At 52.2% G+C, this 23,890-nt stretch carries 23 protein-coding genes; 8 read left to right on the forward strand and 15 right to left on the reverse strand.

Annotation, left to right across the window (positions count from 1 at the left end):
* Positions 1-2 precede the first annotated feature (2 nt).
* The 11 genes from J2I48_RS20030 to J2I48_RS20080 all read right to left on the reverse strand — a co-directional run bounded on the left by J2I48_RS20030 (position 3) and on the right by J2I48_RS20080 (position 8,641).
* On the reverse strand, positions 3-839 hold the full coding sequence (locus J2I48_RS20030) for a hypothetical protein (RefSeq protein ID WP_207337266.1): 837 nt from the start codon (positions 837-839) through the stop codon (positions 3-5).
* Positions 840-966: 127 nt separating this feature from the next.
* On the reverse strand, positions 967-1,395 hold the full coding sequence (tssD, locus tag J2I48_RS20035) for a type VI secretion system tube protein TssD (protein WP_207337267.1): 429 nt from the start codon (positions 1,393-1,395) through the stop codon (positions 967-969).
* A 141-nt stretch (positions 1,396-1,536) separates the two neighbouring features.
* Positions 1,537-3,237, reverse strand: a complete 1,701-nt coding sequence (locus tag J2I48_RS20040) for a type VI secretion system Vgr family protein (RefSeq protein ID WP_207337268.1) — start codon at positions 3,235-3,237, stop codon at positions 1,537-1,539.
* Positions 3,238-3,317: 80 nt separating this feature from the next.
* Positions 3,318-3,728 (reverse strand): type VI secretion system tube protein TssD, encoded by a 411-nt coding sequence (tssD, locus tag J2I48_RS20045; RefSeq protein WP_207337269.1) that lies wholly within the window; start codon positions 3,726-3,728, stop codon positions 3,318-3,320.
* A gap of 28 nt (positions 3,729-3,756) precedes the next feature.
* A complete protein-coding gene (gene tssD / locus J2I48_RS20050) occupies positions 3,757-4,158 on the reverse strand; it encodes a type VI secretion system tube protein TssD (RefSeq protein WP_207337270.1) in 402 nt (133 codons plus the stop codon).
* A 112-nt stretch (positions 4,159-4,270) separates the two neighbouring features.
* Complete coding sequence (locus J2I48_RS20055) at positions 4,271-4,501, reverse strand: hypothetical protein (RefSeq protein ID WP_207337271.1); 231 nt, start codon at positions 4,499-4,501, stop codon at positions 4,271-4,273.
* A gap of 26 nt (positions 4,502-4,527) precedes the next feature.
* Positions 4,528-4,950: a hypothetical protein gene (locus tag J2I48_RS20060; protein ID WP_207337272.1), complete on the reverse strand. Its 423-nt coding sequence runs from the start codon at positions 4,948-4,950 to the stop codon at positions 4,528-4,530.
* A 54-nt stretch (positions 4,951-5,004) separates the two neighbouring features.
* On the reverse strand, positions 5,005-5,430 hold the full coding sequence (locus J2I48_RS20065) for a hypothetical protein (protein ID WP_207337273.1): 426 nt from the start codon (positions 5,428-5,430) through the stop codon (positions 5,005-5,007).
* Positions 5,427-6,686, reverse strand: a complete 1,260-nt coding sequence (locus J2I48_RS20070; protein ID WP_207337274.1) for a hypothetical protein — start codon at positions 6,684-6,686, stop codon at positions 5,427-5,429. The genes J2I48_RS20065 and J2I48_RS20070 overlap by 4 nt, the downstream gene beginning before the upstream one ends.
* 69 nt (positions 6,687-6,755) lie before the next feature.
* On the reverse strand, positions 6,756-8,147 hold the full coding sequence (locus tag J2I48_RS20075; RefSeq protein WP_207337275.1) for a type VI secretion system contractile sheath protein TssC: 1,392 nt from the start codon (positions 8,145-8,147) through the stop codon (positions 6,756-6,758).
* Between the two features lie 38 nt (positions 8,148-8,185).
* Positions 8,186-8,641: a type VI secretion system contractile sheath small subunit gene (locus tag J2I48_RS20080; RefSeq protein WP_207337276.1), complete on the reverse strand. Its 456-nt coding sequence runs from the start codon at positions 8,639-8,641 to the stop codon at positions 8,186-8,188.
* Positions 8,642-8,911: 270 nt separating this feature from the next.
* On the opposite strand from J2I48_RS20080, the gene J2I48_RS20085 reads away from it, so the two are divergent.
* The 4 genes from J2I48_RS20085 (at position 8,912) to J2I48_RS20100 (ending at position 13,214) form a co-directional block, all read left to right on the forward strand.
* On the forward strand, positions 8,912-9,352 hold the full coding sequence (locus J2I48_RS20085; RefSeq protein ID WP_207337277.1) for a GPW/gp25 family protein: 441 nt from the start codon (positions 8,912-8,914) through the stop codon (positions 9,350-9,352).
* A gap of 150 nt (positions 9,353-9,502) precedes the next feature.
* Complete coding sequence (locus tag J2I48_RS20090) at positions 9,503-11,404, forward strand: baseplate J/gp47 family protein (RefSeq protein ID WP_207337278.1); 1,902 nt, start codon at positions 9,503-9,505, stop codon at positions 11,402-11,404.
* Complete coding sequence (locus J2I48_RS20095) at positions 11,401-12,405, forward strand: hypothetical protein (protein ID WP_207337279.1); 1,005 nt, start codon at positions 11,401-11,403, stop codon at positions 12,403-12,405. The genes J2I48_RS20090 and J2I48_RS20095 overlap by 4 nt, the downstream gene beginning before the upstream one ends.
* A 209-nt stretch (positions 12,406-12,614) precedes the next feature.
* Positions 12,615-13,214, forward strand: coding sequence for a hypothetical protein (locus J2I48_RS20100; protein ID WP_207337280.1), 600 nt, complete (start codon positions 12,615-12,617; stop codon positions 13,212-13,214).
* A gap of 270 nt (positions 13,215-13,484) precedes the next feature.
* Here J2I48_RS20100 and J2I48_RS20105 read toward each other — a convergent pair whose 3' ends face one another.
* Positions 13,485-14,297, reverse strand: a complete 813-nt coding sequence (locus J2I48_RS20105) for an SDR family oxidoreductase (RefSeq protein WP_207337281.1) — start codon at positions 14,295-14,297, stop codon at positions 13,485-13,487.
* Between the two features lie 32 nt (positions 14,298-14,329).
* Positions 14,330-16,402, reverse strand: a complete 2,073-nt coding sequence (locus J2I48_RS20110; protein WP_207337282.1) for a fibronectin type III domain-containing protein — start codon at positions 16,400-16,402, stop codon at positions 14,330-14,332.
* A gap of 165 nt (positions 16,403-16,567) precedes the next feature.
* On the opposite strand from J2I48_RS20110, the gene J2I48_RS20115 reads away from it, so the two are divergent.
* The 3 genes from J2I48_RS20115 to J2I48_RS20125 all read left to right on the forward strand — a co-directional run bounded on the left by J2I48_RS20115 (position 16,568) and on the right by J2I48_RS20125 (position 20,224).
* Positions 16,568-17,179: a DUF6134 family protein gene (locus J2I48_RS20115; protein WP_207337283.1), complete on the forward strand. Its 612-nt coding sequence runs from the start codon at positions 16,568-16,570 to the stop codon at positions 17,177-17,179.
* Positions 17,180-17,278: 99 nt separating this feature from the next.
* Positions 17,279-18,577, forward strand: a complete 1,299-nt coding sequence (locus J2I48_RS20120) for a lytic transglycosylase domain-containing protein (RefSeq protein WP_207337284.1) — start codon at positions 17,279-17,281, stop codon at positions 18,575-18,577.
* A gap of 114 nt (positions 18,578-18,691) precedes the next feature.
* Positions 18,692-20,224, forward strand: coding sequence for a serine hydrolase (locus J2I48_RS20125; RefSeq protein WP_207337285.1), 1,533 nt, complete (start codon positions 18,692-18,694; stop codon positions 20,222-20,224).
* Positions 20,225-20,293: 69 nt separating this feature from the next.
* Here the strand turns inward: J2I48_RS20125 and J2I48_RS20130 are convergent, their stop codons facing one another.
* Positions 20,294-21,742, reverse strand: a complete 1,449-nt coding sequence (locus tag J2I48_RS20130; protein ID WP_207337286.1) for a dihydrolipoyl dehydrogenase family protein — start codon at positions 21,740-21,742, stop codon at positions 20,294-20,296.
* A 118-nt stretch (positions 21,743-21,860) separates the two neighbouring features.
* The gene (locus J2I48_RS20135) at positions 21,861-22,769 is read right to left on the reverse strand and encodes an LEA/WHy family protein (protein WP_207337287.1); all 909 of its coding nucleotides are present in this window, start codon (positions 22,767-22,769) and stop codon (positions 21,861-21,863) included.
* A gap of 196 nt (positions 22,770-22,965) precedes the next feature.
* Here J2I48_RS20135 and J2I48_RS20140 point away from each other — a divergent pair, with 196 nt between their 5' ends.
* Positions 22,966-23,832 carry a sugar phosphate isomerase/epimerase family protein gene (locus J2I48_RS20140; protein ID WP_207337288.1) on the forward strand — a complete coding sequence of 289 codons (867 nt, stop codon included), beginning with the start codon at positions 22,966-22,968 and terminating at the stop codon, positions 23,830-23,832.
* Positions 23,833-23,890: the final 58 nt, after the last annotated feature.

Below are 23,890 nucleotides of genomic sequence, written 5' to 3' on the forward strand. Positions count from 1 at the left end.
GGTTAAAGCAAACTAGCTTGGATGGTGGCTACATTTCTGGTGAAAAAGACCCCCGAAACGCCATACATGGTCGATTGTGCCCCGTAGAGCAAGTTGCTGGAGGCGTCGAACTCATAGCTCTCCATATGCTGGGCATTCAGGGTTGTGTCCAGTAAAGGCTCGTCTGTTATGTTGCGCAGCCCCTGCCTGACAGCCTCTGTCGGGTAGGTAGCCTTGTCAACGGCACCTTCCATGAAAACACCATAGGCAGCATCGGGCGGCAGGTCGGTGCGTTGTGTTGCTGTTGTGGTAAAAGTCAGGTTCAGATCACCCAAAAAACGAGCAATAATTCTTGGACGCGATGCTATTGGTTTCTCTGTGTAATTTTTTGTGTATAGTGGCGGAAATAAAAGGCTGTATTCATATCCTCTGTTTAATGTCTCTTCCAGATAACCGTCGCCATTCAATACATAACCAATGGCCTCAATCATGACGGGCGTAATTTGCTCGTCATGGCTATATTTATGCAATAACGATGGGCGCAATGCTGCCCATTTCAGGCGTAATTCTTCTTTATTCAGTATGCGAATCAACTGACCGGTATGGTCTGTCTCTACCAGCATATTGTTTCGTAGTTGAAGCGTATCACTATCCAGTCGGGCCAGGCCTCCGGTCTCTTCCTGATTAAATTGAACAAGCTCAACGCGGAATTGCCAGCCGGTTGGTGTCTGTTTCAATGGCGTCTTTATAAATTCCGATTTACGTACATTATCATAAGCTAGGTTGCCCAAAATAGATGTTGTTTGCACGTCAACCAAACAACGCTGAGCACCTGGCATCTGAGGCATCGCCAATAGCATACAATCGTACTGTTTACGTGTTAGCTGCTAATTCAGCACAGAAGGGAATACTAAGTAGAGCAAATGGACGAGGCCAACTGCTGACCTCGTCCATCCGACAATCAAACGGGTATCTACGAAGCGTCGATTATGCTTTGTCGCCCCAGTTGTTGTCGTGCTCAGCGCCGGAGAAGGTAATCTTCTCGGCCGAGATGGTCAGTGTGAAGGTGCCCGCAGGACGCTCAGGGCGCTCAGCACGGGGCGTCTTGTCAAAACGCTCAGCCCAGCCAATAGCCCGACCGTTGGTCAGGTGGATTTCCTTAAGCGTGCTCTTCTCCTGATCGACCACCCGGATCGTGCCATCCTGCCCTTTGTAGGAGTTGGCCATCCAGTCGGCCAAGGGGCCGTCTTGTGGTGAAGAGATCACCTCGATCTCCACCACGCCGCCCTGCACCACCGATGAAGGACGACCTTTTGAGTCGATGCTGCGACCTAGTTTGTAGGAGAAATGCACGACCTCCTGGTCGCTATAACCTCCTGACGTGAAATAAGCGGATACTGCTGATACTTCAGCCATAGTGGTACTTGTTTTGGTTGAACGTTAGATTTATGAAATGGACTCGGGTAATGCTGATTTATTACTTAGAGATAAGTCATTTAACAGAAATGATTATCGTCAGTATGAACCTCGGCGGACTATAAAAATGCCTGGTTATTGCTACTGAATTTTTACATTAGTAGCTTTGATATGAATGTCGTTGGTGGCGGCCTGATTCATCTCCTTGCCTGAATTAATATTAATACTACCACTCGTTGAGGCAATATTAATTTCATTTTCAGCGTGAATGTTAATATCATGGGTAGCATCCATTGTGATGTCTTTGGCCGTTATTTCCACCAGACCCTTTGTATAAATCTTGATGGTGCCATCGCCTTTAAATGAGATGTGCAATCCGGTACCTTTATTGTTGGCATTGGTAATGAAAAATTCCTGCTCATTGGGCTTGTCTTTCATCACAATCTTATTCCCACCTTTGGTCCTGATAATCTTGTTGTAATTATTATCAGACCAATAATTTGTAGACGGGTCTTTATGATAAATGCTACCTACTACCATCGGAAAATCGATGTGGTTAGCTTCGTAGGAGATCAACACCTGATCGTCTATTTCGGGAATCATCAGGTTGCCCCGTGCGCCACCCGTATAGGGCATTGCCACCCGTACCCAACTCGATTTACCTGCCAGTTGATTCGGCCAGTGAAATTGCAGCTTCACCCGGCCTAGTTGCAGGGGATCCTGGTTCTTGAGCACCGTGGCTACCTCCGGCAGGGCCATGGGCTGCCGCACGTATGGGTTGTGTGGCGGCTTGCTGGCCGTGGCCGGAACGGCTTCAAACTGATTCTGGTAGTTGCCAATTTCGTCTACAAAATGGCTCATGTTCAGCACTCGGTAGTTGCCCACGCTCTCTTGCTTGTACTTGCCGGGAGCCACCAGTTTCTGACCCGTTACGGCCACAATGGTACCCACGTTAATATTAGGGTTCTCACCATAGCCGTTAAACCGTACCAGGTCAGTACCGTTGATGGCGTTGATCGTGCTCCGGTGGCCATCCAGCTCACCCGCCGAGCCGACATCTTTCAGCGGCATCAGTTGCGCAGGGTTGCCAAACGTGGCCGACGACGTGGCGTAGGCAAAATCGCCGAAGGGTCCGTAGCCCGTGGCCGGCTTGTGTGGCGCATCGAACGACTTGTGCTGCTGGTAATTATAATGGTGCATCAGGTACTTCGTAGGCTTTAGACCAATACTCATCTCGAAGTGCTGAATGCCATCGATTTCGAACGACTGACTCGCCGTACCCGGGCTGCCAATCACCAGCGACTGCCCGTCGTAATAACACCATTCGCCATACTCCTGCGCCAGGCGCGTCACAAACGCCCAGGCCGACTCGTCATACTGCGCTTTGTAGTCGATTAGCGCACCATACTGCGGGGCAACCTTGAAGTCGATACCCGAGTAATCGCCCGCTACCGTACCCAGGATATTGCTCAGCGTAGACTCTGTCCAGGCCCGGCGCTGCTGACCGTCTTCCATCATCACCGTAGGGCTATGCCCCCTGATCACGTAGGAATTAACCATTTCGCTGTTGTTGAGCAGGGCCAATTCCGTAACGATACCAATGAAGTTGAAATCGGCCGAAACCAGTTTGGCACGCGGGGTAAAGCTGATCGTGGCGGGTTTACCTACCAACGCTTTGTGTGCCCGCTTGAAGAAGAATTCGGTCTTATCTTCCAGGTCTTCAAACGCCACCACAATCTCGAAGGTGTGATGCGTAAACAAGTCCTGGTCAATGCGCAGGCTTGTAAAGTGCTCAATCTTGGTACCCCCGATCTGAACGTTTACATCGACTTGTTGTGCCATTTGATCTATGGAATAGATAGCTAATTTACGAATACATCAACATACTATTGTCAATAATGTATTACGAATTAGTTACCGGTTCAATACGTGTCTTTCAGGTGTGACCACTGGTTGTCGTGCTCTACGCCGTTGTAGGTGATCATCGCCGCCGAGATGCCCAATTCAAACTGGTAAGCAATACCCGCCGAGTTTGGGATCAACGTTTCCCGGTACGACACGCAGTAGGCTTTCTTGAAACTAACGGTTTTCATTGTCTTCTTATCGTTGTCGAGGTGCGTAATATCGCCGTCGAACATTTTGAAGGGGTTAATTGCCCACGTTGTCAACGTATCATGGTTGTTCCCCAGGATGGTGATCTCGATCAGCCCACTCCGCACCCCCGCCTTCGCCCGGCCCAGGTGGTCGGTTGGCTGATAGAATTGGTATGTACAGGTGTTAAGCAGGTAATCTGTCCCGCCAACCGTCATTTTCGCACTAATACCTGCTGCCATGTTGCTGTTGTTTTGGTAAGTGGTTCCCTTATTCAGTAAGCGGCCATTTTTTGTCTAGTTTAACGCTACCCGCATTGACCACTTCGGGCGAGATAACGATGGTGGTCGTCATCTGATTGCCCCCCCCCGAATTGTCGGCGTGTTCAGATAGACTCACGCAATACGCATTGCTAAACGTGATAGTCCGCAGCGTCGATTTAGAGTTAATGTCCAGAAACGTTACTGACCCATCCATCCGCAACGACGGGTTAATCATCCATTCAGCCACGACGCCATCTGAGGTAGAATTAAATTCTACCGTGATACTTCCCCCTCGCGTAGACGACGCCGGCCGCCCCAGCGAATCCATCGACTGAAAAATAGACAGATGGAAAAAGTTAACGTCTGTCGTGAACGCACCCACTTTAAGAATCCCTCGGAATGATGCCATAGTAATGTCTGTCAAATTGTTACCACGATTCGCCAAAAACGGTCATTACGCAAAATAACATGAACAAAACCCATTAATTATGTACTTGTTATGGGAAAGACGTTGATATACATCACCAATTTACGAAAAGCAACAGACTCATTCCCCAAAACACATACAAAGCTATCATAAGAAAAGCTGTAAAATATGCCTGTATTTTTATATTATTATCTTCTCTTTCTAATAAATCATTCGCAATAGCAACTATTGAAATACGATGAAAAGCGTTAATAAGTACTTTGTCTATAATGATAATTTTTTCAAAAAAAAAGTGAACTATACCAAATGGAAACACAATTTTCATTACACGTGAATAAGTTGTATGAGTTCTCATCTTTTTATGAAAAATATGATGCTGATCAAGCTTATAAATGCCCATAAAAAAAATAGCACAATCGCTATCCAAGAAATTGCGACAGCTTTTTTCGAATCCTTCTGGTAGAATCCTTCTGCTTGAGACTGACTATTATACTCATCAAATTTTTTTTCAATGAGATGATCAATTCGCAGGTATTTACTGGTCACAAATTCAAAAATTACTATCAATACTAATGCAATAAAACCTACATTGATAGTATCTGCATGTCTACCTGCTATAGGTGCAGCAATAGCGTAAACAAGAAAAGCATGAAAGGGTGTTCTGATTAGGTAACTGATTGTACGAACAGCACGGTCAACAGGCCTTGTTTGTTTCTCATAAGTTTCTAAGCTTACGAATGGCAAAAAAAGATAAATGAGAAATCTTCCTTGCATGTTTTTTGTCAAGAGTATAAACATATAAATTTCTTTTTAGTCAGCTAATACCACCTACCATTGTACAAAAAACAAAAAACTCATCATCCAAAAAAAAGACCACAACATAAAAAAAAATATTACAAATCTATAATATAAAATAGCTTTGCTTGGATTTGTTTCATATAGCTGCTCTGCTTGATTTTGAGTTCGATGTTTTTCAAAAAATTGAGCTATATGGTTGTCAAGTCTCATATTTCTGAATATTAATTCCCAAAGACCAATTATTAAAATAACAAGAAAGATGGTATTTAGAATAGAATAGCCAGGGCCTTTTAACATGGGGATCGCAATTCCATAGATTGAAAAAAAATGGAATGGAGACCGAATAAGCCAGCTAGTTATTCTCACCGTGCGTTCAATAGGTGTGTCTGTCGCACCATAGGCAGATGTTCTACAGATTGAAGGAAGGAAAAGCAAAATGAGTAAACGGTCGATCATTTGAGAGCAGACGTTTTACTATCAACAATAAAACTGTAAATTGGTGGAGAGTATGGTTTATTTCTAGGAAAAATAGCATCCCAAAGATCTCCAAATGACTTGCCTGTCAACTTTTCTACAAATAGGTCAGCTATTTGATAAGCAACTGTCACAATCAAAACTCCAGCAATAATTTCAGGTATCATAGTAAGCGCAGCAATAAGTCCAGCGCCTAAAAATACGCCGTCAACTATAGTGGCTGCAGACCAAGTATCCGTTGCAGCTTTATCCACAATCATAATTGCTGTAAGAGCGTTAGACAATGTTCCTATACCTTTAAATTTATTAGGTAGAGACTTTGTTGTGAGCAATTCTATTATCTCAACATCTTCACTTAATCGATCTGCCGCTTTTATTGATTTTGCAATCCAAGGTGCTTGTTTCCTGATCTTGTTGATATCAAAAACAGGCAAACCTCTCTGCATTCTTTGCTCAATAACCAATTTCGACAAATCTACTTTGTCTTTGGTGTTATTGTATTTACCCTCTACAAGTTCTAGACCTTCGCTAATTTTTTCACGTGTAGATGACTGTGATACAGTGTCTGTTCGACTGTGAAATATTTGAGAATTTCTATCAGAAAACTGTATTGGCGATCTGTTAGTAGCTTTGCTATTTAACTCAACACGTTCTGCAAATAATAAAGCATCACTTGCTATTAATTTGAGTAAAACTGGTGGAATATACACACTTACTTTAAAACCAGGCGGTTTAGACGGTTGTTTAGGCCTGTCAGGTCCTGAAACTCTTGTGTTGTCGGCAACTGCAACTGATAGATCTTTTGATAGTGCATGAGTAGTATCATGCGAAATAGATACGGCAATGTCATTCACACCTATATCTGTTACCCTTTCAGCCTGATTGATTTCTTTATTCAAACTAGTCCAGTTGTCCACAGTTCTATATTTATACCTAACATGAAGTGATCCTAACTTCAACATTGCAGGAGGTAAACCTACTTGCAATTTCTGTAACAACTCATCGTCAATTTTTTCTCTTGTCTCATTAACAATCGTAATATTTATGCAACGAGTTTTCTCAATATGTCTTAACAACTCGACGTAGGGATTATAATACGTTCTATTTATTGTGACGCGAGTATTATCACTCTTCATTATTTGTCCATCAGTGAATGCTGGTCTTCCCGCCACATTATGCAGCAGACCTTTTGGTTTTATCTTCTTAGGATCACCCATAATTTCGGCTGGTTTAGTCAAAGCTTTGCCAGACGGAGGTGCCAAAAGCACCTCCGGGCAAGGTTGTCTGTCATTAGGCTAATTGCGTGCTTACTTGATCTCCGCTTTAAAGTCGTCGCGGCGGCCAGTGCTCTCGTTGCGGCCTTTTTCGCCGGTGAGGTTGATGATGAACGTCTTGGCCGGGAAGAAGGGTGTGATGTTCAAGTCAACAATGATCCGGTCGGGCTGAATGGGGTCCTGCCGGAAACGGGGGGGATCAAACGTGTCGATGATCTTGCCGGGACCTTTGATGCGGTCCAGGAACGCCACGATCTCGTCGGTGAGCTGCTTCTCTACTTTGCCGCTCCAGTTTTCCATCGCGCGCTTGTTGAGGAAGTTCATCATCACCTTCATGATCCAGTCAAATACGCGCACCACCGAATAGGTCTTGAAACCCACGTTGTTGCCCGCAAACAGCGTTTTGCCCGAAAATGGGATGATCCGCGCAAACTCTTTCGTGAACGGAATGAGGCCCAGCCCTTCCAGTTCACCCACTTCGGTCTTGAGCAAATCCATCCGTACGCCGTCTACCTCCTCCAGCGAACCAAACTGTAAACCAGCCGACACCTGCGAGATGAGGTTCTGGTGCATTTTGCCCGCTAAAGCCGTTGATGGCTCGATGTAGAGGTCTTCCTCTTCGCCAAATTCTTCGTACTTACCCCGCCCAATAAGGTGGTTCACGGTCATCATGGCGTTGGCGTAGCGGGGCACGTCCTGACTGAGCCGCTCGCGCTGAAACTCCTTGATGGTGTCTTTCAGATCGCCCATGTTCCGGTAGTCGGTGATGAGCATGAGCTTGTGGTCGGAGGCAATCTTGGCCCAGGCATCAACTACGGTTTTCTTGCCCAGGTAGCCCGGAATCACCAACAGCGAATAGCTATCCTGCAAGTCGAAGCGGTTATAGACCTGGTGAATTTCGTTGCGGACAAACTCAATCGTGTCATTATTATATACGTTGGCCGGGTCGAGCTGACTGATGCCCGCGTTGACAAACACGATGTTGCGCACTTTAAAACCGCTGACGGCCGCGTTAGCGAAATACAGCGCCACGCCCCGGTAGGTGGCCTCCAGTTCGCGGCTGGCATCGAGAATTTCTTTGATGTTCGACTTATACAGTTCTTCGGTGGTATCGAACTGTTGTTGGGTGGTTTCGGCCATTTCGGCCACGGTGCCTTCGGTCTCCAGCACCTTCTTCCAAAGCTCCAGGCGGCGTTTCAGCATTTGCCGGTCGCGCCGACGGTCAGCTTCTTTGAGGAAGATCTCGCGTTTGGCCCGGCGTTCGGGATTCAGGCTGTCGGCACCTTCAATGGCGGTTTCCAGCAATTTAAAACCACCAAATTTGAGTTGTTGCAGCTCGGCGATGTGCTGCGAAAATGAGCGGACTGGCGCTTCGCGCTCGGCCGTTTTTTGGTTGGGAACCTGATTCTGCTGTGCTTCGGCCATGGCAGGATATGTCTGTTTGGAGTGGATAACGCCTTTGATTAGCTCGCCTGATCGATCTCGTCGATCATTTGCTGCACCATGGCCAGCATGGTGGCTTTCACCTGTGGGTTGGCCACGGCGTGTTGGAGCATCTTGTTCGACCGCAACTGGTAGTTGATGCGTTGCAGGTCGCGCATCTGGTCGTTTAGCTCCTGGAGGTATTCACTCTGGTCTACGAAGCCTTCGGGCGTGAAATCACCCATGCGACTAAAGCGGAAAGTCTCGGCCATAGGTTCGCCCTTCTGGCTGCTGAGCATGACCGTTACTTCAGGCTTGTAGTGTTCGAGCACATCGTCGACCGACTCCATATCAGCAACTGCTTCAGCTTCCGAGGGCAGTTCGTCGGTGAACTTGGACACGAACAGCGTCTTGTTCATGCTGATAGGCGACAGGCTGGGGGGCAACTCGCGCAGGCCGGGCCAGGCACCGGGCATGGTATTGTCAAAATTGAACATTAGTTAGCTGTTTAACGAACCAAAAAAATGGATTGAGCGACTAAATTAAACAAAGCTACGTATATTGACAACTGTTCCTATGGGCTTACTCGCACATTATGGGAGGGTACTTAGTTAACGGTCACCGCTCCCTTTTGCCAGGCCATTCCAGGAAATGACACCTCACTATAACGCGCTGACAGACCATAAGGTATATAAATATACTAGAAAATATCGTTTTAGGGTAGTCTGTATGCTTACTGCCCCTTTCCACTCCAACCAATCTATCGTATGGCCGACGACTTCTATAAACTCCCCCTGCGCCTCGATTTGCTGACGAAAAAGTCGGCCCCGGCCCGCAGCACCCACTGTTCGCTGGAAGATTCGATTCGCAACAACCTCTATCTCATCACCACCACGCAGTACAACGAAGCCCGCTACGACAGTCAGTTCGGCTGCACCATTTGGGACGATGATTTTAACGTAGGCAACGACTCGATCTATATCCTCTGGACCGACCGCATCGAGAACTCACTCCGGTCGGCAATTAAGCGGTACGAACCCCGGCTGGAGCGCGTGAAGGTGGAGGTAAGCGTGAACCGCGAAGGCACGCCCGATGCCCACAAGCTGGTCGTTATCAAGATATCGGCCGAGATTGCCCCCTCCAACCGCCGCCCCTTCGTCTACCAGCGCGAAGTGGTCGTTGCCCCGTTTATTTCGAAAATAAGATAACAGGATATAGGATTTGGGATTGGGGATTGTTGCTTTCGCCAGAGCAGGCTTACGCCAGCGCAAACCCGTGCGAAAGCAACAATCCCCAATCCCCAATCCTGTTGCGTCAGCCCAATCCAAAATCCGCAATCCAAAATCCCAAATCCTTCCATGGAGCCTATTACGCAGAAAGATTTTAGCCGCGAGGAGATTCGCAAGCGGATTACGCAACACGCCGCCGCCGTCTGGCAGATGCGGGCCAAAGATGTGGAGACCGTCGATCCGCTGGTGACATATTTGATGGAGGCTTGCGCTTTTGAACTGGAAAACACCGCCAAGGCCATTGAACAAACGCGGGGACGTATCATAGACCGGCTGGCCAACGTGATGTGCCCGGAGGTGGTCGATCTGCCCCGCCCCGCCCACGCCATTCTCCACGCCCGCCCCGACGATACCCTTGCCGACCTCGACCCGTCGGTGCAGTTTTTTCACCGCCCACCCGCCCGCGAGGGGGTAGCCCCTGACATCTTTTTTTCGCCCGTGGTGAAGAGCCGCGTAGTGAACGGGTCGGTGCTGTTTATGGTGAGCGAAGCAGGGATCATTGAATACGGCGGCCCCGAACGGGTAGAGCATGAGAAGCAGTTGGTTCCCACGTTTATGACTGATTATCAGTCGGTCTGGCTGGGTCTGGAACTCAATAGCTATGTGCCGTCGGTGGCGGGGCTACCGCTCTATATTGACTGGGAAACCGAATCGGTGCAGCAGAAAGCCACGTATTACCGCAAGCTGCAAGACCCCTACCAGACCTCGTGGCACCTTAATGGCCAGCCCGTTCCGGTCTACAATGGCTTCATCAGCGCGTCGGCTCATGCCGAGCACCTGGGGCCGCAGCTCGACGTGCTGCACCTACTGGAACAGGAAATTATGAGTCAGCACCACCGTTCGTTTGTAACCCTCGGCGACCTGCCCGACCGGTCGGAGTGGGGGGCGGCGGTGGGCTTATACCCGCCCGGTTTCAGCCTGACCGAGGCGCAGCGGCAACTGTTTAAACGCGAGGTACTCTGGCTCGAACTGCGGCTGAGCCGGTCGTTTCCGGCCAGGGCCGTGGCCACCATGGAGGTACGGCTAAACTGTTTTCCGGTGATGAACCGCTTTCTGAACCGGCAGCAGCAACGCCTGAATCCGGCCCTGAACGTGTTTCCGTTGAAGTCAGACGCCGAGTTTTTGTTTATCCGCCGCGTGTACGATGCCGATAGCAAAGATTTGTTCCGGTCGTCGCCCCTGCGCGACATCAACGAACTGGACGACAACACGTTTATGTGGCGACCTCACGACGTAGGGCGCTTCGATGAGCGCAACGCCCGTGAGCTACTGGAGCACGTGCAACGGCTGCTTCTCGACGAAAATCGAGCGTTCCGGGCCTTGGGAACGGGCTGGTTTGTAAAGACCCTGGACGAGCTGAACCGCAACCTCGAAGACCTCCGGCAGCAGATACAGTCGATGCCCAACGAGGGTTTCAAGGCCGGGCATCCGTACATATTCATCAAGCCGCGCAAGAACGACAGCAACATTTTCATGGAGTTCTGGAGCACCAACGGCAAGGCAGGTAACTTCATCGGGGCGGGTACGCCGCTGACCTACAACGGGGGCTACGACGCCATCAAGAGTGACCCGGCGTCGCTGTTTTTGGTGACCACCACCACCGGCGGTCGCGACAAGCCGGGCATTGCCGAAAAGGAGTACCACCTCCGCCAAACGCTGCTTACCCGCCAACGGCTCGTGACCGTGGCCGACATCGAAGCCGAGTGCAAAGCGTACTTTTTCGGGCGGCTGGGCGGCATACCCGTCGATGTGACGGTAGAGAAGGCTTTTGCCGAAAACCTGATTGAAGGGGCAGGCTATGTGCGCTGCCTCGACGTGACGGTGATTCCCCGCAGCCGCACCGACCTGACTGCCGCCGAGTGGGCCGCCGAATGCGATCGCTGTCGGCTGTATTTGTCGGAACGGTCGGCTATGAACTTGCCCTACCGCGTGAAAATGCAGCCACTTACCCCCGCCCTGCGTCCGCTATGAAGCTGCAACACTATGCCGATCAACTGAGCCGACTGCGCAGCGACGTGCGGCTGGAGGTGATCCTGGCGGAACTGTATTTCGAGGGGTTCGACCCCAAAAAAGACCTCCTGGTGCATCCGGTGGGCCTTTTCGAGCGGAGCTACCGCAAGGATATCGGCGAACCCCGCGTGGGCAACGCCGATGTGTATGGCGAAGGCGAGGCGTCGATAGACCCAGGGCGGCGCACGTACCTGAACGTGAAGGTGAACCGCGAGGGTCTGTATGACTACCTTCCCGAAGGCCTGTTTCACCAGCCCAGCAACGAAACCCGCGACCAGAAAGAGGTTTTCGAGGATATTGACGAGCAGGCCCGGCGGCAGCGGGGGGCGCGGCAGTTTTTTCAGCCCATGGAGCAGGAATTTTACTTGCAGGGGCTGCTGATGGAGTTGGAAGAGCGCACGTATCTGGTGAACGAACAGACGCTCCGCCAACAGTCGCAAGCGCCAAACGGGCAGGGCGACGTGCTGCGGCAGTTCTGGGATTTGCCTAAAGACCTGCTCGACATTCGGCAACTCAATAACCTGCTCCACCTGCTGCCCATTGCCCACCGGCTGGTGCATAACAACGTGCTGGTGACAGAGGTGTACGAACTGATATTGGGCGTTCCGGTAGAAATCAGGACCATTGCGCCGCTGGTACACCTGATCACTCTGGCCGACGACGATGTGCCCTCGCCCAACGCGCTGTCGAAGGCAGAACTGGGCGGCTTTTCGCTGGAAGGGCTGTACCAGGACACCATGCCCGCCTACGAGATCAGGGTGGGGCCACTCAACGCCGAACAGCTAAACGACTTCCTGGCCGACGGTCGCAGCCGGAAGATCATGAACCTGCTGACGAAATATTTCCTCCCCGCCGAAACCGATGTAATCGACCACCTCCTCGTAGACGAAGCCAACCAGTACCTCACCCTCTCCGACGATGAAACCCCCAGCAGTATCCTGGGTGTGGCATCCTACATTTGAGTTTACAGTTTTCAGTTTACAGTTGGCTGGCGCGAGCATTTGCTCGTGCCTACTATATGCAAGCATCCGCTTGCACAGCGCGAATGCGCAATGAGGTAATTAGAATTTGCAATACAGTATTGCCCTTGCGGGCTGTGCAAGCGGATGCTTGCATATAGTAAGCACGAGCAAATGCTCGCGCCAGCCAACTGAAAACAGTAAACTCAAATATGCTGCTGGATACGCTGGAAAAAGTCCGTGCTGAGGTACTTCGGTATGCCGAAGTTGCCAATCAGGCTGTTGAACCACCCACGGTTGTGTTATCGCCGTGTGGGGTATACCGACTTACGCTTGAGTGGTATTACCAGGCTGATACAGACCGAAACTGGGTAATAACAAAAGCGACCATCTGTCTGGCGGCAACCGAGACACCAATTCTAGCGTTTTTTGCCGACCATGACGATGCGGTTTATGCCTGGTTATATCGCAATAATAAACCCTATTTGTTATTACCTGAATGCCAGGGTGGGCAATCAATTATTGATCTTGAATTAGGTGAATTAATCAGCTACTATAATCACGATGACCCATTTATTTGGCTCACTATCTATCCATCGCCAGACGGCAAAAAAATCGCTGTAGATGGTTGTTATTGGGCCTGTCCATTTGAATTGGTTATTTATGACTGTACGGCATTAACTACGTTGCCTTACCCCATCTTGCATCGACAGATGTTAGCACCGCTGTGGCCTGTTTATAGATGGAACGATGAACAGACGCTGCTGATGGTTGATGAAAAGGGAGATGAGCAGGTTGTTTGGAAGGAGTGAATGCTTAGTTTTAAGTATTTATAGATCAGTGTGTTATATAAAATATGTATGAGATAATAGCTGTTTTCAGTTGGCTTCGCCAGGTAGGTTGCTGTCGCCCGTCCCTTCGACAGGCTCAGGGTGACCGGACCGGCTACTAAAGCAATCTCAAAGAGATGATTCAAGGTTGTTGTCACCCTGAGCGCAGTCGAAGGCGGTCCGGCGTTCCGGCTATGCGACAGCAACCTATCTGGCAAAGCCAACAGTAAACTGAAAACTGAAAACTCTAAACTATTTCCTTTTCAACGGGGAATTATTTTCTTTCGCTAACGTATTATACACAAGCTTATCGGCCAATCCGGGGAGCCATTTATTTAGGAATACCGTGAGCTTACCCTGGGCGGTTAGTACCAGTTCACGTTTGCGGTTTTTGACGGCGCGGAGGATATGGTCGGCGCATTCTTCGGCGGTCATCATGCCCGCTTCGTCGCGGACGGTTTCGCCAGTAGACTGCCCGTGCCCGTCGATGGCGGCGAAGCGGATATTCGAGGCCGTGAAGCCGGGGCAGGCCGTGAGCACGTGTACACCCGTGTGCAGCAACTCGGTGCGCAGGGCTTCCAGAAACCCGTTCATGGCAAACTTAGAAGCCGAATACCCCGTGCGGACGGGCAGGCCCCGGTAGCCTGCAATAGACGAAATCCCCACGATAGACCCCTTCGTTTTCAGGATGTGCGGCAGGGCATAGCGCGTGGCGTAGACCGTGCCCATGTAGTTGATATCCATCAGCTTACGCAGCACCTCCGGGTCGGCATCGACAAACATCGACCGCATAGAAATACCCGCGTTGTTGATCAGGATATCGATCCGGCCAAAGCGCGCAATGGTTTCATCCATAAGCCGTTGCATGTCGGTAGCAATGCTCACGTCGGCCACCACGGGCAGGTTGGTAATGCCCGCTTCGGTGAGGGCCTTCGCCGTAAGCTGGAGGGCATCGGCCTTGCGACCACAAAACGCGATGGCGGCACCCGTACGCCCATACGCAAACGCCAGCGCCTCGCCAATTCCCGACGAGGCACCCGTAATAACAACAACCGGTTGATTCATGAAGCAAAGGTAGGGCAATGAACCGCCACACGCTACCTCACCCGCACACTCACGGTGGCTTCGTCGTCTTCGCCGAGGCCGAATGCGTTGCTATGAGAGGAATCGAGGTCGGGTTGCGCGGCGGCGGTGATGAGGGCGCGGAGGGTCTGTTCGCCACTGCCTGCCACTGTAAGCGGCACGACCAGTGCACTTAGTTGGTTAAGCCCTACGGAAACAGCCGGGAGTGTAACGGTTTGCCCTACCTGCGTGAACCCACTACCAGCCGCCAGTTGCCAGCCCGCAGGCAAGGTTAGTTGCACCACCACGCCCGTGGCCCCCAGTGCCCCCCGGTTGGCCACCACTACCGACAAATTCAGTCTTGCCCCCGCCGAAAGTGACCGGACATCGGATTGCAGCCCCAGGCTTAAATCGGCCTCAGTGGCACCGGGGGCGGGTTGATTGGTTTGTACGGGCGGCAAGATGCGGAAGATCGGGTTGGGCGATACATAGATCGTGTTGCCTGTTTCCCGCGTTCGGAGGTCCACTGTGGCGGCATCATCGTCGCCGTCGGCAGTGCCGGAGTTGAGGTAGCTGTCGGGGTCGTACACGCTCGACTCGGTGAGCTGGGCAGCGGTGCGGTAGATGCCTGGTGCAGTTGCCAGCGCACTAAACGAGAACGTGGCCGAACCTGGTGCTGGCACCGTACCCACGGCTATGTTTACGGTGCCGTTATTGTGTGAAACGGCACCCTGCGCACTGCCCACAAAAGTCATGTTGGGTGGTAACAGGCTCTGTGCCACCACGTTATTGGCCGCTTGTGGGCCGCTGTTTTTCACCGTAATGGAAAAGACAACCACCTCGCTGAGTCGGGGTGCCCGCTTGCTTACGGCCATTGCCAGCGACAGGTCGGCGGCGGGTAGGGTGGTGAACGTGCTGGTGTATGGTGGGGGGGCCTGACTACCATCGGCGCAGAGTACCGTGCTTTGGGCTTCGTAGTTGGTGTTGGGCGTTAACCCGCTCAGGCTTAACGCCGTCGACTCGGTAGTGGTGAAGGCATTGGGCCAGGTGGTGGTACCCACTCCCCGATATTCGATCCGGTAGCGCACCGCCGGGCGGGTAGCCACGTTGAACGTCGCCGAGGTGGCCGTGGGGATGATGCCGTAGATGTAGGTAGACGAACACTGGGTGGCAAAGGTGTTTAAGGCCGACCACCCGGTGGGGGTGCCGCTACAGATCATCCGCACCTGCCATTCGTAGGTAACGGCGTTGACCAGGCCCGTAATGGTGTAGAAATTGCCCGCAATGGTCGGGCTTTCGGTCCAGGCTGTATTGCTGCCAGCCACCCGCCACCGCACACCGTAGTTATAGGGTTGAATATCAGCCCAGTAGACCGTGGCCGCCGTGGCACTAACGTCTGAGCCATAGATCAGGCCAGGGGGTGAACACTGGGCCGTAAAGGAGCGCGGACTGGTAAACGCCGACTCGTCGGTGGGCGAGCAGACGGCCTTGATGCGCCATTCGTAGGCCGTGCCGGTGGTTAGCCCCGTGAGGCTGTAGCCGTAGCTGGACCCACCGTTGGCAGGTAGCGAGTACGAGTTGGGCCAGGTGGTAGTACCCGCCACCCGCCACTGAAACACCGTGCTTACGGGATACGGTTTATCCCAGGCCAGGTCGGCGGTGGTGGGGCCAATAGTCGACTCGCGCAAATTGGTAGGGGGCTGGCAGGCCAGCGTGGTGAAACCGGCAATGGTTGAATAGGCCGACTGACTGCCGTCAGCGCAGAGGGCTTTCACCCGGACCTCATACGACGTGATACCGTTTAGTCCGGTCAGTTCGTACGAATTACTGTTGACTGTCAGTGAATTAGGCCAGGTGGTTGCGCCGGCTACCCGCCAGTCGAGCTGATAGGCGGGGCTACCTACGTTGTCCCAGGCCAGTTGCACCGAATTCACCGACGGATAGGCCGTGTAGATGTTAGGTGTTGTGCAGGCCAGGGTTGGCCATACGGGGTTGTTAGCGGTGGGAGCAGGACTAGCGTGGTTGCCTTTCCCGTAGGTGGTAGCACCCAGCATGATCCAGGTAAGCGCAGACAACACATAAATACGGTGGCGTAAAGCGTTGATCATGAGGGTACATCGTTAGTTAAGGTTTGGGTTAAGCACTGCTAAAATAGCGAAAGCGTAACGTGCTCCGGCCAATCCAGCTATTAATTGCTGACGTACTTACAAGAACAGGCTATCGCCCAAAACTTGGGCCGATGCGGCTGTTGCAGCTTATTTTACTCTCGTGTTATGCGTCCGCTTACTTGTCTAGTACTACTCCTGTTCCTGGTGCAACAGCCCTCGGTGGCGCAACAACGCCCTGTAGAAACGCGTCGATTTGCTATCGATGTTGCGGGCGTGCGCATTGGCACCATGACCGCCACGCGCCAGTTTATGCCTGGCAATGAGGTAGTATACACCCAAATCAGCGACGTGCAGGTGAATTTTCTGATCTACAAACTGACCATTTATTACAACGTGGTGAGTCTGTTTCGCAATGGGCAAATGATTAATGCCACCGTTGATGCGCACACCAACAAGGGTAATTACGCGTCGAGTACTGTCTGGAAAGGCGATCATTACGACATTGATGCTAATCAGTATAAATACACCCGTAAGACTACGGAGCGGCGAAAGATTGATTATACCGTTACGATGTTGTACTTTAGCGAACCTGCTGGAAAACAGCGGGTATACGCCGAGTACTTTGGTGATGACTTTACGTTAACGTCGACCACCCGTTCAGCCTACAGGGCCAGTTTAGGTGGTCGGGAAGATGAGTACATCTACGAACACGGCCGTTTGGCGAAAGTGATTAAAAAAAACGCCCTGAAGAATTTTATAATACGCCCGCTGGATTGAGTTGAGCATGAGGAGTTTGCAAAGAGGCGTGGTGAAACAGCAGTACCGGGGGTAACCCCATTGATGCGAAACCTAATCAGCCTCTTAGGCAACCCATACATGAAACACCTACTACTTTTTACGGCAGGCTTCGGCCTGTTGGCAGGTCCCGCCGCGATGGCGCAGCCTCAACCCACCACCCAGGCCTTCACCACCGACGATGACCTGCGCTTTTGCGGCGAACAACTCCCCCAATATTTACCCACCGTAGCGCAACGCTGGCAAAAGACCCTCAGCCGCCGCGCCCGTTACACTGATGATCTGCTGGAGATTCAGAAACAGGCCGCCGTTATTTTCCCCATCATCGAGCCTATTCTGGTGCAATACGCCATTCCCAAAGACCTAAAATACCTGGCACTGGTTGAAAGCGAATTGAACGAGCATGCCCTGTCGCGGAAGGGAGCCGCCGGTATCTGGCAACTGATGCCGCAAACAGCCCGCAAACTGGGGCTGAGCACCCGCCGCCGCAACGACGAGCGCTACAACCTGGTGAAAGCCACCCACGCCGCCTGCCAATACCTCTGGGAACTGTACCGCCAAACGGGGTCGTGGATGCTGGCTGCGTCGGCCTACAACGCCGGGCCAACCTACATTGCCCAACTAGCCAAGCAGTTTCCCTCAGAACACCCGCTGATGCTGCCGTTTGCCAAAGCTGAAACGGTAAGCTATGTGTATCAGGCCATTGCTTATAAAGAACTGCTCTCACGCCCCGAACACTACGCCGACCTGCTCAGCAGCCGGACCGTGTTGGCACTGAGTCAGCGCACGGGCGTGGTAACCCCCACTGAACGCCAAACCATTCTGGCCGCTATTGAGCAGCCTCACCCAGAGGCCGACGAGCAGGTAGCCGAAGCCACAATGGCGGGCCTGCCTACCAACGCCGTGGTGATGTTGGCCACTGAAAAACCCGCTGCCAGCCGCCCCACCGAAGTCAAACTGACCGAAGTACGGCTAAACGAGGTGCGGCCTGTGATCACTACGGCAGTAGCCGCAGTGGCTAAACCTATTGCGGCTGACGTGCCTGCCCCCGCCCCCCGTCACTGGCCCTCGGTACGGACGCGCAGCCTCACCAACGAACGCGTGACAGAAGGTCAACAGTTTGTCTTTGAAGTAGTTAATGCTCAGGAGTTCGATGGCCAAACGCTGTCGGTTGGTGATCTGGTCTATGCCTACGTCGAACTGATCGAACCCAACTCAGGCCGGGTATACCTCCGTGCCGACCGCGTGGTATCGTCACAAACGCGCGAAACGCTCCCCCTGAAACTGGTAGCCGTAGAAAAAAGCCGTCAACGCGGTGTTCCCATGCCCATGCGCGACGCCGTAGCCTCCGGCTGGCAACTGAACTGGGAGAAGTTGTAGAATTGAATGAACAATCGGTCCGCCGATGCGGTACAATGAATAATGTACAATGGCTTCGCGACTGGAGTGTTCCCACGCGAAGCCATTGTACATTATTCATTCAATTCTGCATTTATGATAAAGAACCTCCTCCCCCTCCTTTTCACCGCAACCCTGTCGCTGGGACAATCTCCGGCGCAGCCTGCTTTTGTTCGTGATAGCTTGGATGCCTACATCCGGCGTGGCATGACCGACTGGCAGATTCCGGGGCTGGCTATTGCTATTGTGAAAGATGGTAAGGTGCTGGTTTCAAAGGGGTATGGCGTTCGGGAGGTAGGTAAGCCGGAGCTGGTAGACGAGAATACGCTGTTTTTTATTGCCTCCAACTCCAAGCTGTTTACGGGCACGGCCCTGGCCAAACTCGATGCCGATAAGAAGCTCTCGCTCGACGATAAGGTCACGAAATACCTGCCCGGTTTTACCCTCTACGACCCCGCCGCCACTCAACTCGTCACCGTCCGCGACCTGATGAGCCACCACTTTGGCACTAAAACGTTTCAGGGCGACTTCACTTTCTGGGATACTGACCTGCCCCGCGCCGAAATCATCAGGCGGATGCGGCTGCTAAAACCCACCGGGCAGTTTCGGCAGGATTACGGCTATTGTAACGCGGGCTTCCTGACTGCTGGCGAACTGATTCCAGTCGTAACGGGGCAATCGTGGGAACAGTACGTGGAGCAAACTATCGTGCGGCCGCTGGGCATGACCAACACTTACATGCTCACGGCAGGGGCCGAAAACCGCACCAATATAGCCCGGCCCCATACCAGCAGTTTCGGGCTGGGCGGCACTCAGTCCCTAACGCGCTTGCCCTACGATCACGTTGATAACCTGGCTCCGGCGGGTAGCATGGTTTCGTGCGTGAAAGACCTCAGCCGCTGGCTGATGATGCAGCTCGACAGTGGACGGCTGGATGGGCAGCGGATTTTGCCGTGGGCGGTGCTGCAAAAAACGCGCGATGTGACCACCGTTACCCGTAGCCGTAAGTCGCCGGTGTTTCCTGTGCATTACAGTGCCTATGGGCTAGGCGTTTTCCAGGCCGATTATGCTGGGCGGCAAGTGTACTGGCATACGGGCGGGGCGTTTGGCTTTGTGACCAACACCTGCTTTGTGCCCGAAGAAAAGCTGGCCATCACGATCCTGACCAACAACGACGATCAAAACTTTTTCGAGGCCCTGCGCTACCAGATTCTGGATGCCTACCTGGGTGTGCCCTACACCAACCGCAGTCAGTTTTTCCTCAATAGCGCCCGCCCCGAAATAGCTAAACAGCAGCAGGAATTGGCCGTATTGCAGGCGCGTGTTGACAAAAAGAATAAATCTGAAATGCTCCTGACAGCTTACACGGGCACATTCACCAACGAGCTATACGGCACTGTAACGATCAAACCTGCCGCCAATGGCCTCACCATGACGCTGGAACACCACCCCGGCCTGACTGCCCAGCTTGACTACATGGACGGTCAGACGTTCCGCATCAGCTACGCAAACCGGGCGTTCGGTGTCTTCCCGCTCACATTCCTGCTCACCAATGGCAAGCCTACGAGCTTTGATCTGAAAGCGTCTGATTTTGTGGAATATGATGCCTATAGGTTCACGCGGAAATAGCGATGCCATCACTCAAAGTGATGGCATCGCTATTTCCTCTTGTTTCTTACCTCTTACCTCTTGCTTCTTCTAATACAGCCACTGCACAGCGGTTTTCAGTGCGCCGGGGATATTGCTGCCGATGGTGTCGACCCAAATGGCTTTGTTGACGTTACTAGCGGTGGGGTAGGGGTAGGTTTTGCCCACGAACGCGCTGATGGGTAGGCCCTGCTGATTAGCCAGAATCAGTTCCTGAATCAACTCACCTGCGTTGGGGGCCACCATGGTACCGCCCAGAATTTTCCGGCTCAGCGGATTGAGGCCCGCAGGTTCTACCAGTAGCCACATGCGGGCATACTGATTGTCTTCCACCACGGCGCGGTCGTCTTTGTCAAAACTGTGCTCAATCGTGTCAAAGGCAATCTTTCGCGTGGCCAATTCCTTCGCCGACAGGCCAAACGTAGCTACTTCGGGGTCGGTGAAAGTGACCCACGAAAAGTGGTCGTAGCTGAGGCTTTTGTCGAAAACAGGCGTAATAAAATTGGTGATGATCAACGACGCGTGCAGCGCTGCCGCGTGCGAGAAATACCGCTCACCGGCGGGTGCCCCGGCGGCGGCATCGCCTGCGGCAAATACGTGTTGGTTGGTGGTTTGCAACTGGTTGTTTAAGCGTAATCGGCCTTTGTCGTCTAGTTCAATGCCCGCTGCTGACAGGTTTATGTCGCCGTAATCGAACGTGCGGCCCAGCGTGGCTAGTACCTGATCAAATTGTACGGTATGTTGTTGACCATCAGCCACTTTTACCTGGGCAGTGTGCGCGTCGGTGAATGATTCTATCTCGGCGTTGAGCAAAAATTGAATGCCTTCGCCCGCCAGCCGTTCCTGCAACAGCGCCGATGCCGCCGCCGGTTCTTTGGGCAGAATTCGCTCGTCGCGACCTACCACCGTTACTTCACTACCCAGCCGTCGGAAAGCCTGCGCCATTTCGATACCGTTGGGGCCTGCACCCACCACTAAGAGGTGTTTGGGCAACTCGGTCAAATCGAAAATTGTCTTGTGTGTCAGCACGTTAACTTGCTCAATCCCTTCGGCTTTAAGCGGCTGCGGCTGCGAACCGGTGCAAAGCACCATGTTTTTCGCCGACACCTCCTGGCCATTGATCCTGATCGTTTTTGGCCCCACAAAAGCAGCCGTACCGATTGCTACGTCCAGTGATTCGGCGTCGAGGAGGTATTGGGCATTCTCATGCGCCCGGATCGCGTCCTGCCGGTCGCGTATGTATTGCATCACCCGCGCCAAATCAACGTCGCCGCTCAGTGTAGGGCCGTAGGCGGTTGCCAGTCGGGCCTGATGCACCTGCTTGCTGACGTGAAGCAATGCCTTACTGGGTACGCAGCCGTCGTTGAGGCAGTCGCCACCAATGCGGCGTTCGTGCCGATCAATGAGTAATACCGACAGCCCAAACCGGCGCATGGCAATGCTCACGCTCAGCCCCGCCGACCCGGCCCCAATCACGATAATGTCGTAGTGCGTGTTCATAGTAGACGTTGGATACTGGATGTTGGATAGTGGACGTTAGGCGCTGGACATTGGATGGTAGATGGCCTACTAACTGCTTGTCATCCAACGTCCAGTATCCAGTGTCTAACGTCAGCCCCTACTTCTTCACAAAGTCGGCTAGCGTACCGCGTATGGTGCTGGCAAACTTGCTATCGTTGAACATGGGGTTCTTATTTGGATCAATGAGTTTACAGCGGAAGGCAATAGCCACTTTGGTATTTTTTTGGTCGAACATCATCTTTGGCAATAATCCCAATGATTGGCCGGGCTTCACCGTTGTGGGCATCACAAAGGGGGTAGTAGCCTGTGCCCGGATTCGGATGGGCTGTGGCTGGTCTCCTTCGGCAATTTCCTTGTCGTCGATAGTGACGGTGTAGTGTGTATCCCGAATCTCGAACGGAAATTTGTTCTTATTCAGGCAACTGATTTTGGCGGTCACGTCGGTGGTTTTCAGACCCAGTTTGCCAAAATCAATATCGGTAATCTTGATTTCGGGGATGTGAAAGGTGGGCATTCGCTTGGTCTGCGTATTGGTGAACGTGCGTTCGCCCGCCAGGGGCACGTCGAGGGCGAAGACGCTGACCACGCGGTAGTCGGCACTGTCTATATGCTTCGCTTCGAGCCGTTTCAACAATGCTGTGAGCTTTTTTACCTCCAATCGGGCGGGCAGTGACACCAGCGTACTATCCTGCGACTTCACCGAAATGGTTTTTTCGTAAGCACTGCGCATTACTTCCTCGTTGTCGATGAAGATGATATAATCCACTTTTTTGGCCGTAAAACTTACGGGCAACGGATTGTCGATGAGCAAGTGCATGTTTAACTTGATGGCCTCGTCGCTTACGTCGCTGATATCGAACCGGCTCAGTTCCAGGCGGGGCTTCAACGTACCATCATACGCGCCTCCTTCAGCTTGGGCCTTGTTTTTCAGTTGGTTATACCAAATAAGCGCTCCCAGGCAGCCTACCAAAAGCAGGGTCAGCGCAATAATCCAGCCTCGTTTCATTTTGTTATGCAGTTTGTCAGTGGCTATCTACACTCAACGGGTCGCCTCCACGATGGTTTGGAATACTGATGCACTGAATAACGGTTGAGTATGGTAATGACTGAAAATAGTTTGATGTTTGACTTTTGGTCCGTTTTTCAATCCAATGCCAAACCGCCCTGGCGATTCGTTCAACTAATAAACTCTATAAGTACCCATGTCAAGACCTTCCTTGCCCACCCGCGCCGACTTCCTGAAAGCCTCCGCGCTGGCCCTATCATTCCCCCTGCTTAGCCGTTTCGACGCGCAGGCTAAGCCCCTGAAAAACGTTGGGTTACAACTGTACACCCTCCGCGACACCATCATGAAAGACCCCGATGGGGTGCTGAAACAAGTGGCCGCGCTGGGCTATAAGGAGGTGGAAACGTTTGGCTTCAACGAAGGCAAATTCTTCGGCAAAACACCCAAAGACTTTAAGGCCTACCTGACCGGCCTGGGTATGACCACCCCCAGCGGCCACTATATGCCCAACCAACTCCGCTCTGGCTGGGAAAAGACTGTGGAGGCTGGAGCCGAAGCAGGCCAGAAATACATGGTTTGCGCCTACCTCATGCCCGACGAGCGCAAAAAAGCCGACGATTATAAGCAGTTTGCTGAACTGTTCAACAAGTCGGCGGAGGTGTGTAAGAAGGCAGGTATCCAGTTTGTGTACCACAACCACGACTTTGAATTCCAGCCTGTAGACGGCCAACTGGGTTACGATATCCTGCTGAAAGGAACCGACCCTAAGCTGGTGAAGATGGAACTGGATCTTTACTGGGCTACCATTGCCGGGCAGGACCCCGTGGCGTTGTTTAAGAAAAACCCCGGCCGATTCCCGCTGGTACACATGAAAGATATGGCTAAAACCGAGAAGCGTGAATTTGCTGAGGTAGGCACTGGATCCATCGATTTTCAGCGCATCATTGATGCCCGTAAGATCGGCGGTATCCAGCACTTCTTCGTCGAGCAGGACGTCTGCAAACAGCCCCCCATCGAAGCCATCGCCGTCAGCTTTAAAAACATGGAGAAGCTGAATTTTTAGATTGAGGTATGCTTCTTGCCAGGGTGTATTGCTGACCGGTCCGCCGGTGCGGCGCGTC

Source organism: Fibrella aquatilis, from assembly GCF_017353255.1.
Classification (GTDB): domain Bacteria; phylum Bacteroidota; class Bacteroidia; order Cytophagales; family Spirosomataceae; genus Fibrella; species Fibrella aquatilis.

Coding starts and splice junctions, on each gene's coding strand:
- J2I48_RS20030 (WP_207337266.1), bottom strand. CDS start 839: ATGCTATTGGCGATGCCTCAGATGCCAGGTGCTCAGCGTTGTTTGGTT.
- tssD (WP_207337267.1), bottom strand. CDS start 1,395: ATGGCTGAAGTATCAGCAGTATCCGCTTATTTCACGTCAGGAGGTTAT.
- J2I48_RS20040 (WP_207337268.1), bottom strand. CDS start 3,237: ATGGCACAACAAGTCGATGTAAACGTTCAGATCGGGGGTACCAAGATT.
- tssD (WP_207337269.1), bottom strand. CDS start 3,728: ATGGCAGCAGGTATTAGTGCGAAAATGACGGTTGGCGGGACAGATTAC.
- tssD (WP_207337270.1), bottom strand. CDS start 4,158: ATGGCATCATTCCGAGGGATTCTTAAAGTGGGTGCGTTCACGACAGAC.
- J2I48_RS20055 (WP_207337271.1), bottom strand. CDS start 4,501: ATGAAAATTGTGTTTCCATTTGGTATAGTTCACTTTTTTTTTGAAAAA.
- J2I48_RS20060 (WP_207337272.1), bottom strand. CDS start 4,950: ATGCAAGGAAGATTTCTCATTTATCTTTTTTTGCCATTCGTAAGCTTA.
- J2I48_RS20065 (WP_207337273.1), bottom strand. CDS start 5,430: ATGATCGACCGTTTACTCATTTTGCTTTTCCTTCCTTCAATCTGTAGA.
- J2I48_RS20075 (WP_207337275.1), bottom strand. CDS start 8,147: ATGGCCGAAGCACAGCAGAATCAGGTTCCCAACCAAAAAACGGCCGAG.
- J2I48_RS20080 (WP_207337276.1), bottom strand. CDS start 8,641: ATGTTCAATTTTGACAATACCATGCCCGGTGCCTGGCCCGGCCTGCGC.
- J2I48_RS20085 (WP_207337277.1), top strand. CDS start 8,912: ATGGCCGACGACTTCTATAAACTCCCCCTGCGCCTCGATTTGCTGACG.
- J2I48_RS20090 (WP_207337278.1), top strand. CDS start 9,503: ATGGAGCCTATTACGCAGAAAGATTTTAGCCGCGAGGAGATTCGCAAG.
- J2I48_RS20095 (WP_207337279.1), top strand. CDS start 11,401: ATGAAGCTGCAACACTATGCCGATCAACTGAGCCGACTGCGCAGCGAC.
- J2I48_RS20100 (WP_207337280.1), top strand. CDS start 12,615: ATGCTGCTGGATACGCTGGAAAAAGTCCGTGCTGAGGTACTTCGGTAT.
- J2I48_RS20105 (WP_207337281.1), bottom strand. CDS start 14,297: ATGAATCAACCGGTTGTTGTTATTACGGGTGCCTCGTCGGGAATTGGC.
- J2I48_RS20110 (WP_207337282.1), bottom strand. CDS start 16,402: ATGATCAACGCTTTACGCCACCGTATTTATGTGTTGTCTGCGCTTACC.
- J2I48_RS20115 (WP_207337283.1), top strand. CDS start 16,568: ATGCGTCCGCTTACTTGTCTAGTACTACTCCTGTTCCTGGTGCAACAG.
- J2I48_RS20120 (WP_207337284.1), top strand. CDS start 17,279: ATGAAACACCTACTACTTTTTACGGCAGGCTTCGGCCTGTTGGCAGGT.
- J2I48_RS20125 (WP_207337285.1), top strand. CDS start 18,692: ATGATAAAGAACCTCCTCCCCCTCCTTTTCACCGCAACCCTGTCGCTG.
- J2I48_RS20130 (WP_207337286.1), bottom strand. CDS start 21,742: ATGAACACGCACTACGACATTATCGTGATTGGGGCCGGGTCGGCGGGG.
- J2I48_RS20135 (WP_207337287.1), bottom strand. CDS start 22,769: ATGAAACGAGGCTGGATTATTGCGCTGACCCTGCTTTTGGTAGGCTGC.
- J2I48_RS20140 (WP_207337288.1), top strand. CDS start 22,966: ATGTCAAGACCTTCCTTGCCCACCCGCGCCGACTTCCTGAAAGCCTCC.